General features: G+C 73.2%; 14 protein-coding genes and 1 pseudogene. 3 read left to right on the top strand and 12 right to left on the bottom strand.

The genetic code is table 11. From position 1 onward, the window contains the following. Nucleotides 1-26: 26 nt before the first annotated feature. The 7 genes from AB0D08_RS05310 to eccB form a co-directional block, all read right to left on the bottom strand. Entirely contained in the window at nucleotides 27-326 is a 300-nt protein-coding gene (locus AB0D08_RS05310; protein ID WP_033824548.1) for a hypothetical protein, read from the bottom strand. Continuing rightward, entirely contained in the window at nucleotides 319-768 is a 450-nt protein-coding gene (locus AB0D08_RS05305; RefSeq protein ID WP_359886269.1) for a YbaB/EbfC family nucleoid-associated protein, read from the bottom strand. Before AB0D08_RS05305 ends, AB0D08_RS05310 begins: the two co-directional genes overlap by 8 nt. A gap of 152 nt (nucleotides 769-920) precedes the next feature. Continuing rightward, a complete protein-coding gene (locus tag AB0D08_RS05300; RefSeq protein WP_033824549.1) occupies nucleotides 921-3,086 on the bottom strand; it encodes a hypothetical protein in 2,166 nt (721 codons plus the stop codon). Between the two features lie 78 nt (nucleotides 3,087-3,164). Beyond that, complete coding sequence (locus AB0D08_RS05295) at nucleotides 3,165-3,539, bottom strand: hypothetical protein (protein ID WP_033824550.1); 375 nt, start codon at nucleotides 3,537-3,539, stop codon at nucleotides 3,165-3,167. A gap of 19 nt (nucleotides 3,540-3,558) precedes the next feature. Continuing rightward, nucleotides 3,559-3,858: a WXG100 family type VII secretion target gene (locus tag AB0D08_RS05290; RefSeq protein WP_033824551.1), complete on the bottom strand. Its 300-nt coding sequence runs from the start codon at nucleotides 3,856-3,858 to the stop codon at nucleotides 3,559-3,561. Nucleotides 3,859-3,889: 31 nt separating this feature from the next. Beyond that, complete coding sequence (locus tag AB0D08_RS05285) at nucleotides 3,890-4,216, bottom strand: hypothetical protein (protein WP_033824552.1); 327 nt, start codon at nucleotides 4,214-4,216, stop codon at nucleotides 3,890-3,892. Nucleotides 4,217-4,301: 85 nt separating this feature from the next. Then, nucleotides 4,302-5,762: a type VII secretion protein EccB gene (gene eccB / locus AB0D08_RS05280; protein ID WP_359886268.1), complete on the bottom strand. Its 1,461-nt coding sequence runs from the start codon at nucleotides 5,760-5,762 to the stop codon at nucleotides 4,302-4,304. A gap of 171 nt (nucleotides 5,763-5,933) precedes the next feature. Here eccB and AB0D08_RS05275 point away from each other — a divergent pair, with 171 nt between their 5' ends. Next, on the top strand, nucleotides 5,934-8,696 hold the full coding sequence (locus AB0D08_RS05275) for a hypothetical protein (RefSeq protein WP_359886267.1): 2,763 nt from the start codon (nucleotides 5,934-5,936) through the stop codon (nucleotides 8,694-8,696). 317 nt (nucleotides 8,697-9,013) lie between these two features. Here AB0D08_RS05275 and AB0D08_RS05270 read toward each other — a convergent pair whose 3' ends face one another. The 3 genes and pseudogenes from AB0D08_RS05270 to AB0D08_RS05260 all read right to left on the bottom strand — a co-directional run. Beyond that, on the bottom strand, nucleotides 9,014-9,988 hold the full coding sequence (locus tag AB0D08_RS05270) for a hypothetical protein (protein ID WP_359886266.1): 975 nt from the start codon (nucleotides 9,986-9,988) through the stop codon (nucleotides 9,014-9,016). Between the two features lie 149 nt (nucleotides 9,989-10,137). Further along, on the bottom strand, nucleotides 10,138-10,509 hold the full coding sequence (locus tag AB0D08_RS05265) for a hypothetical protein (RefSeq protein ID WP_359886265.1): 372 nt from the start codon (nucleotides 10,507-10,509) through the stop codon (nucleotides 10,138-10,140). 219 nt (nucleotides 10,510-10,728) lie between these two features. Further along, nucleotides 10,729-10,857 (bottom strand): annotated as a pseudogene (locus tag AB0D08_RS05260) (family 1 glycosylhydrolase); the annotation flags it as partial. A 1,730-nt stretch (nucleotides 10,858-12,587) separates the two neighbouring features. Between AB0D08_RS05260 and AB0D08_RS05255 the strand changes: the two are divergent. Both AB0D08_RS05255 and AB0D08_RS05250 read left to right on the top strand, forming a co-directional pair. Then, on the top strand, nucleotides 12,588-12,935 hold the full coding sequence (locus tag AB0D08_RS05255) for a helix-turn-helix domain-containing protein (protein ID WP_233289298.1): 348 nt from the start codon (nucleotides 12,588-12,590) through the stop codon (nucleotides 12,933-12,935). Between the two features lie 532 nt (nucleotides 12,936-13,467). After that, nucleotides 13,468-13,860, top strand: a complete 393-nt coding sequence (locus AB0D08_RS05250; RefSeq protein WP_051813926.1) for an STAS domain-containing protein — start codon at nucleotides 13,468-13,470, stop codon at nucleotides 13,858-13,860. Between the two features lie 121 nt (nucleotides 13,861-13,981). On the opposite strand, the gene AB0D08_RS05245 is transcribed toward AB0D08_RS05250, so the two are convergent. Together AB0D08_RS05245 and AB0D08_RS05240 are read right to left on the bottom strand one after the other, a co-directional pair. Beyond that, nucleotides 13,982-14,350, bottom strand: a complete 369-nt coding sequence (locus tag AB0D08_RS05245) for a CBS domain-containing protein (RefSeq protein WP_359886264.1) — start codon at nucleotides 14,348-14,350, stop codon at nucleotides 13,982-13,984. A gap of 134 nt (nucleotides 14,351-14,484) precedes the next feature. Then, nucleotides 14,485-15,090, bottom strand: a 606-nt coding sequence (locus AB0D08_RS05240) for a helicase-related protein (protein ID WP_359886263.1), incomplete at its 5' end; no start/stop codon positions are given.

Here is a 15,090-nt window from a genome sequence, read left to right as displayed (position 1 = left end):
GGAGGGTGGACTTGGCTGACGACTCGTCAGGGCAGGTGCGCGGCCTGGTCGTCGCCGTTGTTCAGGATGTCGGCGGTGTTCGTCCCGCCCTGGCCGGCGTTCTCGACGGCATGCCACACCTTCTTGAGCAGCTCGGTGATGGTGGCGGTGGGCTCGTCGACGTTCTCGTGGTAGGTCTTGCCGAGCTCGTCGTGGCCCGCCGAGTTCTTGTTGTACTCGTTGATCTCCCGGATCTTGGCCTCGATCTCCTTGAACAGGTCGGCCAGCTCCGGGTACTTGCCGAACTTGGCCTTCAGGTCTTCCAGCGAGGTCAGCTGCTCACCCACGGAACTCCTCCTGCCGGTCGCGCCTGCGCCGCTCCGCGGCCGCCTCCTCGTCCGCGAAGCCGGGCCGCATCTGCCGCAGCGGGGCGAACAGCGACTCCAGCTCCGTGCCGCCGGTCATCGAGGCCGCCAGCGTCTCGCCCAGGCCCTGGAACTCGCCCATCGTCGCGGCCACCCGGTCGCCGAGGTCGGCGCGCGCCGTGTTGAGCACGTCGGTGACAGCCTTGGCGAGTTCGGCCGGCGCCATCGAGCGGTAGCCGGTGGTGTGGAAGGTCAGCGACACCACCTGTCCCTGGGCGCCCACCACCGCGGTGACCAACCGGTCCTTGGAGGTCGCCGAGGCGGTCGCCGCCTCCAGTTCCTTGGCCACCGCGGCCATCTTGGCCTGCTGCTTCTCCAGCGCGGCCATCGTCTGCTCGATCTGCTCGGCGAAGGACAACTCCATCGGCCCGCACCTCCGTCTCTTCCCGCGGGCACGCCCCGGGCCCGGCGGCGCCGGGCCCGGGACCACCGGTCCATTGGGCTGTACGGTTCTCTCTACGGCTGGACGGGACCCGCGGGTTCGATGCCGGCCCGGGGAAGCCGGCGGTGCTCCGCTCAGCGGCCGATGACGCCCGTCACCGCACCGGAGTCGGTGCCCCAGACCTCTTCGTCCTCGGTCAGCCAGGTGGTGCGCTGCCGCTCCTTCTCCGTCTGGCCCGCCCCGGCGCCGCCGAGTCCGCCCATGCCCATCGGGGGCATCATCGGGCCGCCCATACCGCCGGTGGTCGAGATCCCGCGGCCCAGCAACTGGGACTCCTCGGCGGCCTGTTGCGCGGCCGCTTCCTCCTGGGCCAGGGCCCCGGTGGCCGAACCGCCGTTCAGCTCCGCGAGCCGACCGCCCGAGCCGACCGTGGGCGGCCCGGCGGTGAGGGAGCCGAGCCCCTTGCCACCGGAGCCGCCGAGGCCTCCGAGGGAGCCGGTGGAACCGATGCCCAGGCTGTCGGAGCCGCCCCACGTCAGCGGCGGGACGGTGAGACCGCCCGTACCGGACCCGCCGGTGGACCCACCGCCGCCGCGGAGGCCGAGCGCGTGCTCCTGGTCCGACAGCAGCTGGGAGAACGGCGAGACCGTCCGGCCGCCGGCGTCCCGGACGGTGCCGTCCTTGTCGACGGTCGAACCCTTGTCGAGCACCACGGGATTGCCGTTGGCGTCCAGCACCGGTTTCCCGTCCGGGCCGGTGACGGTCCCGTCCGCGTTGACCTTGGAACCGGCCGGGACCTTGAAGACGCTCCCGGCACCGGTCGGGTCCGGCTTCCCGACGGTGGTGCCCGGCGGGACGGTCCGGGGCTTGCCGTCCGGGCCGAGCAGCGGTTTGCCGTCGGGCCCGATGAGCTCGCCCTTGCCGTTGACCGTGGTGCCGGGCGGCACGAGCAGCGGCTTGCCGTGCTTGTCGAGGAGCGGCTTGCCGTTTTTGTCCAGCAGCGGCGACTGTCCCCCGCCGGTACCGATGCCGCCCTTGCCGGAGTTGCCACCGATACCGCTGTGGTTTCCGGTGAGCGGGGGCGGGGTCCCGCCGCCGATGTCCTTCTTGCTGTTCGGGCCGTCCTTGAGGTCCGGGCCGCCCTTCGTGTCCGGGCCGCCCTTGGTGTCCGGCCCGCCCTTGGTGTCCGGGGTGTTCGGCTTGTCGGTGGGCAGGATCATCCTGGGCGGATCGAACTTCCCGAGCCGGGCGGCCGCGGTGTCGTAGGCGGTCGTCAGCTCGGTCTGGGCGGTCATGGCCGCCGAGTCCAGCGTGGTGACCACGTTGAGCAGCCACCAGTGCTTCGCCATCTTCTCCAGGTTCTGGGCGAACGGCTTGTCCGTACCGCTCTCCGGCCAACCGCTCGCACCCCCCAGATAGCCCACGGAGTCCGTCGAGCCCGACCAGGTGACGACGTCGCCGGTGCCCTTGGTCGGCGACAGCGCCAGCGTCGTCCAGATGAAGGCCATGTGGAGGCACGCGTGCGGCCAGGCCATCCCGTAATTGTCGGCCTTGTACGTCCAGCCGTCGCCGAATTCTCCGTACGTCGATTCGCCCTGCCAGCTCTGCCAGGCGGTGAAGAGGTCCTGCGCCGCCTTGCGCAGCGCGCTCTCGGCCGCGCGCAGTTTCTCCGCGTTGTCGTTCTTGGTCTCCTTGGCGGCCTTGCCGTCACCGTCGGCTCCGGACCCGCCCAGCCGCCGGTGCAGCTGGTCGAACTCGGTGCGCAGCCCGATCAGCACTTCCCTGAAACGGTTCGCCGCGCTGCCCTGGAAGTCGCTGTCCGCGCCGTCCACGTGCTTCGCCCAGGCGACGATCTCGTCGATCCGCGCGGTGCACCACGTGTCGACGCCCTCGATGAGGGCGGCCGCCGACTCGAAGGACGTCGGATCGGTCGTGTCGTTCCGTCCCTCGGTCAGCAGCGGTTTGAAGACGTGCTCCCCGGCCCATTCGAATCTGCTGAGGATGCTCTTGTCCTTGTCCCAGAGCTCCCAGTGGTACGTCGCGCCGATCAATGTGCTCTTGCCGTCGCTGTAGGTCCATTCGGCCCACATGTCGAGACCGGCGTTGTCCTTCAGGTCGAACCCTTTGGTCTTGCGACTGTTGTTGTTGCCCACCCAGTCCGTCTGGACGTTCAGACTGCCGAGCCACGGCTCGCCGACCACGTCGTCGCGGGTGGCGCTGTCGGTCAGCGAGGTGGGCGCGAACGCCTTCACCATGTCCTCCCAGGGGTAGGACACGGAGGACGTCTTGGGATCTGCCATCTTCTCTTCCCGGCTGTGGAGGACGGGCTGCCCGCCGGGGCCGGGCGCAGGCTCCGGCGGGCCCGGCCCCGGTGGTGGTCAGCTGAGTTTCGGCGGAGCGGAAGTGGAGCCCGTGCCGCCGCCCAGCACGTCCTGCAGGACATCGAGCATCTGGGCTTCGGTCAGGGAGTCGCCCTCCCCGTCCCAGAGCTTCGCCTTCGCGTTCTGGAGGTCGACGACGATCTTGTCGACGCTCCCCCTGATGGTCTCCAGTGCGTCGCCCAGGCTGGCGCGGTACTGCTTGATCTGTTCCCGCAGGTTCGCGACCGGGATGAAGGTGTCGTTCCCCGGCAGGAGGGCCGGGCATTCGATGACCTTGCTCTTCTCGCTCTTCACGTCCACTTCGAACGTGTACAGCGTGTCCGCGAACTTGTTGAGGCCGTCGAACGAGACCTCGATGTTCTGCTCGACCATGGATGGACACCCCGATCCGTCAGTGGAACTGCTTCCGGGCCTGGTCGTCCGACTCGATCATGATCTGGTGCATGTTGGTGAGCGTGTTCGCCGCGGCGGTGATGTCCTTGTCCATCGCGCCCGCGTTGGCGGTGACCTGCGCGGAGAAGTCGTGGAAAGCAGTGGCCGCGGCACCCTGGAAGTGGCCGCCGTCGATCACGTCCCCCAGTTTCCTGATGAGCTCGTGCAGGCTTTCGTCCATCATCTGGCCCGCCTGCTTCAGTTCGGTCGCCGCCTGCGAGACGGTCTCGTGGTGGAGCTTGATGCTGCCGAATTCCATGGGAAACGGTTCTCCTTCCTAGGTGGTGGTCTCAGTCGCCCTGCAGGCCCAGGAAGATGCCGTCGGCGGCGTGGGCCCGGGCGTCCTCCTCGGCCTGGTTCAGGATCTGGTTCGCGCCCTGGGTGGACTGCATGAAGTGCTCGAAGGCACCAGTGACCTTCTGGTAGCGGGCCATCCAGTCCTCCACCCTGCTCTGGAACACGCTCGAGGCGCCGGAGATGTAACCCGCGCCCAGCTCCTCCTTGATCCGCTCGACGGTACGGCCGGCGGTCACCATGTTCTCGATCTGGTGCTCCAGGTCGGCGAGGACCTTGCGGATCGCCTCGTCCTCCTTGGCCAAGGTGCCCTGGTCAACCATGGTGTTCTCCCTTCCCTGCGCTCGCCGGACGGACCGCCCGGCGGGGATTCCTGTTCAACACAACGGCCCTGCGGCACAGGGTGGTTCAGCCGCACGGAAGAACGGCCCGCGGCGCGGCCGCGGCGGGCGGCGAGGCGCCCGTGCCGTCACCGAGGGCGGCCGGGTCGAGGCCGGGTCCGGACGGCAGCAGCCCGAGCACCGTCGAGGGCACCCCGACCGGGGTGAGGCCGCCATAGCCGAGCTGCTTCGCCGCGGCCGACGACGGCAGCGGATAGCGCACCCCGGTCTCGGTGACCAGGTACTCCGCGGTGCCGACGCCGGCACCGGACAGCGCCCGGACCAGGGCTCCGCGGCCGGGCCGGACGGCGATCAGGTCCGCGGTCGCGCAGGCGCCCGCCGGCGTGCCGGCCGGAGCGGCCGGGGCGCGGCCCGCTTCGGCCTGGTCGGCGGGGAGCACGGTGACGGTGGTCGTGGGCGATCCGTTCCCGGCGTGCAGATCGGCACAGACGCCTTCCCCCCGCTGCGGCACCACCAGGGCGGGTGGCCGTTCCGGGAGGCCGGCGCCCGGCGGGGCGCCGGGCGCGGTGTGCCCGGCGAGGTCCATCGCGCCGATCGGCGCGGCGATCGGCGGGGTGCTGCCGTAGGCGTCCTTCTGGGTCAGCAGGTCGCCGAGCACCAGCCCGTACAGAGTCGGGGTGAGCGGCACGAGACCGCCCCGGGTGAGCAGGTAGTGCGCGCCGCCGGGCCCGTCGAAGAGCTGGCCGACCCTGGTCGGCTTCCCGCCCAGCGTGGGCCCCGCCTCGCCCCGTCCCGGGACGGGCGGTGCGGCGAGGTCCGGCCCGGCGGGCAACGCGTCCAGCAGGCCGGGCCGGACGGGCAGGGGGGTCGATCCCCCGTAGCCGAGCGCCTGCAGTGCCTGGTTCCCGGTGTCGACCCGCAACTGCTGGCCCTGCCAGAGCAGATGCACGGAACCGTCCGGCAGGGAGACCAGCAGCCCCTGGTCCCTGGTCAGGACCCGCCCCTCGGCGGAAGGGTCCACCACGAGGCCCAGCCGGGGAACCGGCGTGCCGGACGGGCCCGGCCGGGCGGTGCCGCAGACCAGCCAGACGCCCCCCGCCAGGTCGGCCGCCTGCGGCAGGCCGTCGGGGGCGCCGACGATTCCGATCGGCGCGCCGCGCGGGGCGTCCGCGAGCGAGCTCCGGCTGACCTGACGCACCGCCATCCGGTCGCCGGCCACCAGTCGGGCACTGGCGTCGTTCAGCACCGGGTGCAACTGTCCACCGACGTAGAGGTAGCGGGCACCGGTCTCCTCGACCACCACGAGGGTGCCGGGTGTGGCCCAACTGTCGTTGCCCCCGGGGCTGATCATGCCGTACACGGCGATTCCCAGTCCGGCCAGCACCGCCAGTGCCAGCCCCGTCATGGTGCCCCGGACGGTCCGCCCGTTGGGGGTGTCCGGCGCGTCGGGTTCCGCGCGCAGCATGCCCGAGGCCATCCTGCTGAGCACGAACATGTGCGCCTGCACCTGGTCACGACGGGACTGCATCCGGTTCCTTCCCGGCTCACGGGGCGCGTTCTCGGCTTCACCGGACGCGCGTCCTGCACGTCCTCTCCTGTGTCACGGGCCGTGGGCGCCGCACGGTTCACCGGGCCCGAAGGCACCGGCCCGGGCGGGCCCGGTGAACCCTGGGGCGGCCGGGGGCCGTAGAACCCGGCGATGAGTGCCTTCCGTTCCGGCTCCGCCACCGGCGACGCCCCGCAGCCCGACCCGCCCCGCCGACGGTTCGTCCGTCGACGCGGGGCGGCCGCCGCGCTGCCCGCCGGGACCGGCCCGGCGTCCGAGGTCGCGCGGCCGGAACCCGCCGGGCTGGCGCACCGCTCCGAGCTGCGGGAGCTGGGGCCGCACGTCGTGATCGCCCCGGCCTCGGCCAACTACGACGGCCTGTGGGCGGCGGTCGGGGTCCTGCGGCCGATCCCGGACAGCCTGGTGGTGGTGGCCGCCGCCGCCGACGCCGCGCCCGTGCTGCGCGACCGGATGGGCGAGCTCGGCGACCTCGCCCGCGCTCGCGGCGCGAACGTCCTGGTGCTGGCCGCGTCCGGCCTGGCCGCGCGCGCCCCGAACGGCCGCCGCCCCGCCGAGGTGGTCGCCGCCCGGGCCGGGCTTCCGGTGATCGCCCCCGACGGCCTGGTGGAGATCACCCCCGACGGCGACCTCGACGTGCTCGCCCCGGACGGCGCGTCCGGACCCGCCTCCTGGTGGTACTGCGCCCCCGACGCCGCCCCCCGCCGCGCCCGCCGGGCGGCCCTCGTGCCCACCGCGGTCCCTGCGCTCCGGTCCTCCGTCCCGCCGACCGTCCGGGTGCGAAGGCTGCCCGCAGGGTACTGGCTCACGCACGTCGCGGCCCCCGCCCCCGGCCCGCTGCCCGGACTCGCGATGGCCGCCGGTCCGCTCGGCAGCACCGTCCTGGTGGTCGGTACGCCCGCCGCGCCCGTCCTGCTGCCCGAGGACTTCGTCGCCGCCGTCACCGCGCTGCCCGTCGCCCCCGACCGGCTGGTGGTCAGCGCACCGTGGGCGGCCCCCGACGAACTCGCCGCGCTCACCGCCGCGCTCACCACCCGCCTGGACCGGCCCGTGCACGCCTCGATCGGGGTGCCCATGGCCGGGTCGACCGGTCCCTCCTCGCGCGTCCTGGATGCCCACGGGCACCCCCGCTGGGAGCCGTTCCTGCTGCAGCTCGCCGCCGTTCCCGGCGACGCCGTCGCCCCCGTCGCCTGGCACAACGGCGGCGCCGACTGGCGCACCGAACGGCCGGCCGTCTTCGCCGCGTTCCCGCACTGGGCGCTGGAGGCCGTCCCGGCCGGCCTCTGGCTGCGACCCGAACCGCCGCACGTGCTGACTCCGCGGTTCCGCCGGCCCGAGGCGACCCGTCCGCTGCTGATCGTCGGCGAACGCGACCGCCCGGTCGCCCCGGACGTGTTCGAGGAACTCGGCTGCCTCCTCGACCGGCTCCCCGCCGTCGGGGTGCACGGCTTCGGCCTGCTCGTCCACGGCCTGCTCGAACCGGCCGCCGTCCCCGTCGCGCGCTTCGTCGCCCGCACCCACGACCTCGACTGGCTCGGCCCCGAACAGCCCGTCGGCGCCCCGCCGCGCCCCGTGCCCGTCCGCTACGGCGCCGTCGCCCCGCCGCCACCGCCCGTCCGGAACCACCAGCGGCCCGTGCCCCCGCCGGCCACGGCCCCGACCGTCCGGACCTCCACCTCCGCTGCGACCGGACCCGAGGCCGTCGCACCGATCGGCCCGACCGCCCGCCCCACGGCCTCCGGCGGCCCCGACCTCCCCTACCTCCCCGCCCTCGGCGCCTCGTCCGCGCCGGAGACCGGGGAGCCCACCGCGACCGCCTCCGCAGGCACACCGTCACGGCCGGCCGCCGAACCGGCCCGACCGGCCGACGCCCCGGACGGCGCCCCGGCGGAGTCCTCGTGGACCGGAGCGCCACCGGCATCCTCGCCCCCGCGGACCGACGCGCCGTCAATCCCCCCGCCCGACACCGTCCCTGTTCCCCCGACCGACGAGCAGCCCGAGCCCGGCGCACGACCCCGGCCCGACCCGGTGTCCGCGCCCCCGCTCGGGGACACCCCGGGCGCTTCCGCGTCAGGCAAGTCCGTGCCGCGTCTGCTCCGGTCCGAGGGCCTTTCCGCACCCGCACCCACCGGGGTCAGCACCGTCGAGGACCGGGAGGCCGTCCGGGCGCTGCTCGGCGAGTACTACCGCCGGTGCTCGGGCGGGGTGGAACAGCTTTGGACCCGGCTTCCCGGCCTGCGGTTCACCACCGGGGACGACATCAAACCGGACCTGGTGGCCGTCCTGCTGCACCACACCGACGCAGGCGTTCCGGCCGACCGGGACGAACTGGTCGCGGCGGCCCGCTCCGGCGACCCCCGGCTCGCGCCGTTCCTGCGCTGCCTGGGCTCCGGGCTGCGTCGGCTGCCGAGCCACCACGGCGCGGTCCTGCTCACGGCCCCACCCGGGTCGGATCGGGACGACCTACTGGCGCAGTACCGGGTGGGGCAGCAGCTGACCGAGCCGGGCCCGGTCACCGGCCTGACCACAGCCGCCGCCGAACTGCCGGGCTCTCCGGTGGAGTTCGTGATCTGGTCGGTCACCGGCCGACGCACCTCCGCGTTCGCGGTCGGCCCGGAGGAGACCCGGGCCACCTTCCCCCCGGCCACCGCGTTCACCGTCCTCGAGGTGCTGCCGACCGCCGACCCGGCAGACGGGCCCGCACGGGTGCTGCTGCGCGAGTCCGGCGGCACGGACGCCGATCCGGCCGGGCGCGACCGCGACGCCCTGACCCGTCTGCACTCCTGGCTGGACCGCCGCGACCGGCTGAGCACGGCCGAACGCCGGACGATCGAACACCCCGGGCGCTTCCACCTCACGCCGGGAGTGGAACTCTGCCCCGCACCGGACCCCGGGTAGTCCCGACCTGGCTTGCGACGGCTCCCCGGACAGGATCAGCCCCATACCGGGCTCAACATGATGGCGACACAAGTGTGTTGACGTTGCGTCAACGAGTTACCCCCGGCCCCCACGGTCGGGCGGCAGGCATCAGGCAGGATCGATCCCCCGCCCGGGTCATCATCTCCGCGGCACAGTCGTACTGACGCCCTGCCAGCGGCAAGCCTGCGGGGCCGCCGGTCCACGGAGCCGGACGGCCACGGCGCGCCACGTTGTGGCCGGCGTCGCTCCGGCGGCACACCGCTCGGCCCACCACTCCGCCCCAGCGGGCCCGCCCCTCAGGCCTCCGAGCGGCCAGTCCCGACGGTGCGCGCCGTCGGCCCCGTGGCCTCCTCCGACGCCGACAGGCGACCGGCCGCCGGAAGTACACCGCGCGCCGCCCTCCGCCAGCCGGGCTCCACGGGGCCGCTGTTCGCGGTGCGCCGCGCACCGGGGGCCTCCCGTCCCGGCCGAACGTCGGCCGTTTCGGACTCGTCGTCCTCGACGTCCCAGAGCGCGGGCGTCCGGCGCTCCCCCGGCTCCGGGGCATCGTGTTCCGCCTTCCGGAACGCGGGCGCACGGCGCGGTGCCGACCCAGCGCCCGCGTCGTGCCCGGCCAAGGCGTCGAGGACGGTCTCCTGCCCGGTGGCCTGCCGCGCCGGAGTGGCCGGCCGTGCCTCCACGCCGCGCATCGGGCCGAGGGCCCGGCCCTGCTTCGGGCGGATCGCCCGGACCTCCCCCGGTCCGAGCATCGACTCCGGTACCGGGGCCAACTCCCAGCCCTCGGGGACCGGGGGCTGCTCAGGCCGCCGGTGCACCGCCCCCGTGGCCGGGGCCTCCTGCCACTCCGCCCGCTCCCATTCCTCCCGACGCCCGCCGTCGAGCGCCCCCGTCTCCGGCTCCCGACCCCAGCGCTGCGCAGCACCGCCTCCGCCGCCACCGGGCGTCGAATCGCTGGAGGTCCGCACCACGGGTCTGGCGGCCGGCGGCGGTGGCGGGGCGAACCTGGTCGGGGTGTCGAGGCGGTAGAGGTGCAGGGAGAGGCCGTGGCTGCGGACGGTTCCGGCCCCGGTGTCCTGCCAGGGGGACGGCTGCCAGCCCGCGCCGGGGGCGAGGTGTTCCGGCGTCAGGTGCCATTCGGCGGCGGCGGGGACGTCCAGGACCGCATCGACCCGGCCGGGCAGGATCAAGGTGCCGCGAGGGGTGCGGGCGACCACGCGCCGCTCCTGCCCGGTGTCGGTGCCGAGCACCGTGATCCGCCACGCTCCGCTCATCCGCAGCAAGACTGCCTCCCCGAGTCCGCGCGGGGCGGACGGTCCGGCCCCGCTACCTGCTCGACGGACCGCCGGACATCCGGGGTTCAGCCCGGCTCGTGGCGCGGGCCGGCTCGGGGCGCGGGCCGCGCCGCCCGACATGCGCCGGTTCAGCGTGACAGCTCGGCCACCAGCTCCTGGACGCCGTCCTCGCCGAAGCGGTGGACCAGCAGCGCCACCCACCGCACCGCGTCGGCCCGTTCCGGGGCCATCCACTGCGCGGCGGACGGGTGCTCGTCGACCACCAGCGCCTCGGCCAGCGCGCTCAGCGCGGGGGGCGCCTCCGCCGTCGACCCGTCGAACTCGCGCAGGGCCAGTCGGCGCGCCGCCTCGGCGACCTCGGCGGCGGTGGCGGACGGCACCGGCAGCGCGCCGCCGTGCTCGTCCTCGTCCACGCAGGCTCCGACCCCGGACGGCTCCGGGACCTCCTCCGCCGCCAGCCAGGACCCGATCAGTGCGCGCATCCCCTGCTCCCCCCTCATGCCCCCAGGATGCCAGCACCGCTGCCGGCCATCACCACCATTTCTGTCGACGAGAACGGCCGCACCCCCGTCCGGCGTTCATCCGGCGGCGAGCCACCCGGGGTCTCCGGCCGGCCGGTGCTGTGATCATGAGCAGTACGCGCTTCGGGCCCAGGGCTGCAGCCAGGGGATCGGCGCACGGGCCTGCCCCCGCGTCGCCTCCCCCAGGACGGCCGCAGGCTACCTCCCGTACCGCGACCGATGGGCCGCGATCAGGTCGCGGTACCAGGCGTACGAGCCCTTGGGCGTGCGCACCTGCGTCTCGAAGTCGACGTGGACCAGGCCGAATCTCTGATTGAACCCCTCAGCCCGTCGAACAGGCTGTCATTCTACCCAAAGCCCGTTCTGCATCTTCAATCCTCGTTCCTACTAAAGCAGTTGGAGACGACGGAAGCTCATGACTACTCGATGCAGGCGACCTGCCCTCCTCAAGGAACAACGCCGAGGACTGCGAGCTGGCCGCCGCGATCGCAAAGGACGCGGTCCATGCCGCACCCTCGGATCCGGATGCACCCGGCGGCCTGGGGGCGCTCACCGTGTGCGGCATGGGCACCGCGGCCATGGTGGGTCGACCGGTGGAGCCCACAGCGGCCAGGGCAGGGGTGGTATTCGCCGCGCTGGGCCGGGTACTTGTGCCTGACCTGTGATGCCGCCACCCGTGCCTTCTGATCCGGCAGTGGCGCGGGCCGGCGCGATCCTATCGGGCCTCCGGCAGGCGGTCGCTGTGGTGTCGAGGGCGTCGCGCAGGGCAGGCAGGTCCGTGATGGCGGCCTGTTCGGCGAAGCGGGCCAGCAATCGGCGCAGGACCCGCTCGTCCCGGTCGCGCACGGCTTCGGCGATGGCCGTCGCCAGCGCCGCCTGGGCGTGGGGGTCTGGGGTGCGCGCCTGCCGCGCGTCCTGCGGCCCCTCCACCCTTCGCCTCCCGCTCACTCGTGATCCCTGGCCGCCGGACGCGGCGTCCTCCTCACAGCACGGCTGCGGCGACCGGCAGCCCAGCCCCGTGCGGGGCGAAGAATACCTATCCGACCGGCACCGAAAAATCTGTTCCCGCGGGAGTAGACATTGCCGCGCACCGTGGCTAGTGTTTCTCCCGTAGAGAGCAGTCAAGCGGTACCCGCCAGACACGAACTGGCGGACAGCAGTTCAGAAATTCGCAGGTCGGCACGGTTGCAGGGTCCTGAAGCCAGGATGGTGCAGTTAGGCGACGGGACCGGTGGCCGGGCCGGGCGGCCCGCAGGTATCAGGGGCCGCTACCCAGCGGTACCGCAGTTCAGCAAGGCAGTACGCAGTACCCAGCAGTTGAGCAGGACGCAGGACACGCCGGGCAGGTGGGCGTGAAGAAGGCGGCGCGGTAGCGGAGCCCCGGAGCCACAGCAGGACGGTGACGGGACTGGCGGCCGGGCCAGGTGGCCCGCAGGCATCAGGGGCCGCCACCGAGCGGTACCGCAGTTCAGCAAGTGCACTACTCGTAGGTGAAGTTGAGTTCGGCAGTACCGGCAGTCGCAGTACGCGGTACCCCAGTGAAGGCGCCCAGACTGCGGGCGCGCGCGCTGGGAGTCCGGCAGTGGGGTTCCAAGCCGAGCGGTTGAGCAGGACGGGCAACGGGGCTGGCTGCCGGAGTCGGCGGGACCGTCAGGGACCGCCGCAGCAGTACCGGGTAGTTGGCACTACCACGCAGTTCGCACTACCGCAGTACCCGTGTGAGCGGTACCGAGCAGGTCGTATCACCACGCAGTTGGACGTACCGCAGTTCGCAGGAACCGGCCAGTACAGAGGATGAATGGAGGGACAGCGCGCCATCAGGATCGCCCGGCCCGTGAGGAAGTCGCCCGGGCGGATTCCGAAGACCCCAAGGCAAGGACGGTGGTTTCCGGTCACGCATACGCGATCCCCGCACGCCCCCTCCCCCGGGGCGACGCGGACATAAGGAACCCGACCCAGAGTCGGTAGATGGTGTAAAACCCTTCGGGGCCCCGGGAGCCGTAATGGCCCCGGGGCCCCTCAGCGCGTCCCCGGACACAACAACAAGAAGAGGTGCAGTGACCACGACAGCCATCCGACCGCATGCCCCCGACTCCCTCGACGACGACGACTACCCCGCCTACACCATGGGCCGCGCCGCCGAGATGACCGGCACCACTCCCGGCTTCCTACGCGCCCTCGGCGACCAGGGACTCATCACCCCCCTGCGCTCGGACGGCGGACACCGCCGCTTCTCCCGCTACCAGCTACGGATCGCCATGCGCGCCCGCGACCTCGTCGACCAGGGCACCCCCATCGACGCCGCCTGCCGCATCATCATCCTCGAAGACCAACTCGAAGAAGCCCTGCGCATCAACGAACAGCTCCGCCGCGACGCCGGACAGGAACCCGCAGCCGACACCTGACCCACCCACCAGGCCGACGAGACCGGCCCGCGGTGAGCGACACGTGCTCACCGCAGGCCGCCCCGGATACCAGCCCTCCGACCGCCGGCCGGCCACTCCCACCCGCACGACCCGCCTCACCGGCGCAGGCTGGTTCCACGCCGCCCGGTACGACAGCTCTCCTCCCCGCCGGAATTCACTTCCGGGTCGTTGATCCACTACCGTCCTGCCCGGGTCATGACGCGTGCCCCGCTGCGTGGGTCCGGTGGCCTACTTCTCGTTGGCCGTACCGGGCCCGCGCTCCCACTGCGCCCGATGGACCGGCACCCGGGGACCGGATCGCCCAGGCCGTGTTCAGCATGTGATTGCCCTGCCCTGTCTTGCCCGCACCCGGACCTTCCTGTCGGCGGTCCGCCTTGCGCTGAGCGGGTGGTCCGCGGCGTCACCCAGTCGCTACGGTACGGGTGCGCCCCCGCACGTGGGCCGTCAGGTCAGCCGCCCGCAACGCGGGCGCACCCCGGCCCGCGCAGACCGGAGCCGCAAGGAGCACCGCGTGGCCGTCCCTGCGGAGTTCGATCATCCCACTGCCTTCGACATCCGCCTGCGACCGGGAACGGACGGCCGCGTGCTCGACGCGGTGGGCGAACTCGACCACGACACCGGCCCTCTGTTCAACGCCGCAGTGGACAGCGCCCTGGACACGTCTTCCGTGCTGCGGGAACTGGTGATCGACATGTCCCGGGTGGCGTTCTGCGACTCCTGCGGACTCAATGCGCTCATCCGTGCCCACTGGAAAGTGCGCGAAACGGGCCTGGAACTCCAGCTGCTGAACCCGACCGGTCCTGTAGCGGCCCTGCTGCGGCGTACCGGAGTGAACCACGTGCTTCGGGTGAGTCCCGACCCCGCGGAGGCCCGTTCCGCGCAGGAGGATTCCAGGATCCTGTGATGCCCCGCCGTCCAGGTGGGTCCACAGCCTGGAGGAGGGGAGGCTACCGGGGGCGAGGGGACGGGTCGAGAGCGGAGGCGGAGCGTCCCCAGGCGGATGCAGCGACTGCCGGCGGGCGGGTTCAGAGGGTGAGCAGGCCGATGGCGTGGCCGTCGTGGTCGACGACCGGCCACGTGTCCAGGCCGCGGGCGCGCATGGCGGCTGCCGCGGTGGCGGCGGACATGTCGGGGGTGGCGAACGGGGCGCGGTCGAGGACGATGTCGCGTACCGGGGTCCGGGAGTGGGCCTGGAACGGGGCGAGGTGCCGCCGGGTCAGGAGGCCGGCGCAGCCGCCGTCGTCGTCGCGGACCAGGAGGTGGTCGGCGCCGGAGCCGTGCAGGATGTGGATCGCCACGTCGAGCATGACGTCGTCGCTGATCTGGAGCTCGGGGTGGGTCATCAGGTCGCGGACCGTGGCGGTAGTGGCGGTGCGGGCCAGGATGAGGGTCATCGGCGGACTCCTTTGGTGTCGTTTCCGCCGGGGCCGGCGGCGGTCGGGGCACTGACGACGGTGGGAAGGCGGGCGGGGGGTCCGCCGGGGAGCGGGCCCGGACCGTGGGCACGGTCCGGGCCCGCGCTTGATTTCTAGGCGGCGAGGGCGACGCGGCGGGGTGCCCGGCGGCGGCCGGAGGAGCCCTGGCCGGCGCGGCCCACGGCGGCCGTGCCGGTGTCACCGCCGGCGTAGGCGGGGCGGCTGCTGCGGCCGCGGCTCGTGGACGCGCTACGGCGGGGGCGCTCGACGACCGGGTTGGCGATCACGGTGGGGATGCCGGTGGGCACGCGGGCGCCGGTGATGCGGGCCAGCTCCTCGTCCCCGGCGCTGACCCGGGTGGTGACGGGGGTGATGGCGGCCGTGGTCATCATGCGGGCCATCTCGCGGCGCTGGTTGGGCAGCACCAGCGTGACGACGGTGCCGGACTCCCCCGCGCGGGCGGTGCGCCCGCCGCGGTGGAGGTAGTCCTTGTGGTCGGCCGGCGGGTCCAGGTTGACGACCAGGTCGAGCCCGTCGACGTGGATGCCGCGAGCGGCGACGTTGGTCGCGACGAGCGCGGTGACCTGGCCGGTGCGGAACTGCTCCAGGGTGCGGGTGCGCTGGGGCTGGGACTTGCCGCCGTGCAGGGCGGCGGCCTTCACCCCGTTCGCGAGCAGTTCCTCCACCAGGCGGTCGGCGCCGTGCTTGGTGTCGGTGAA

The sequence above is a fragment of the Kitasatospora sp. NPDC048540 genome (assembly GCF_040651175.1).
In the GTDB taxonomy this organism is placed as follows: Bacteria; Actinomycetota; Actinomycetes; order Streptomycetales; family Streptomycetaceae; genus Kitasatospora.
This window is presented reverse-complemented; position numbering and strand designations above follow the sequence as displayed.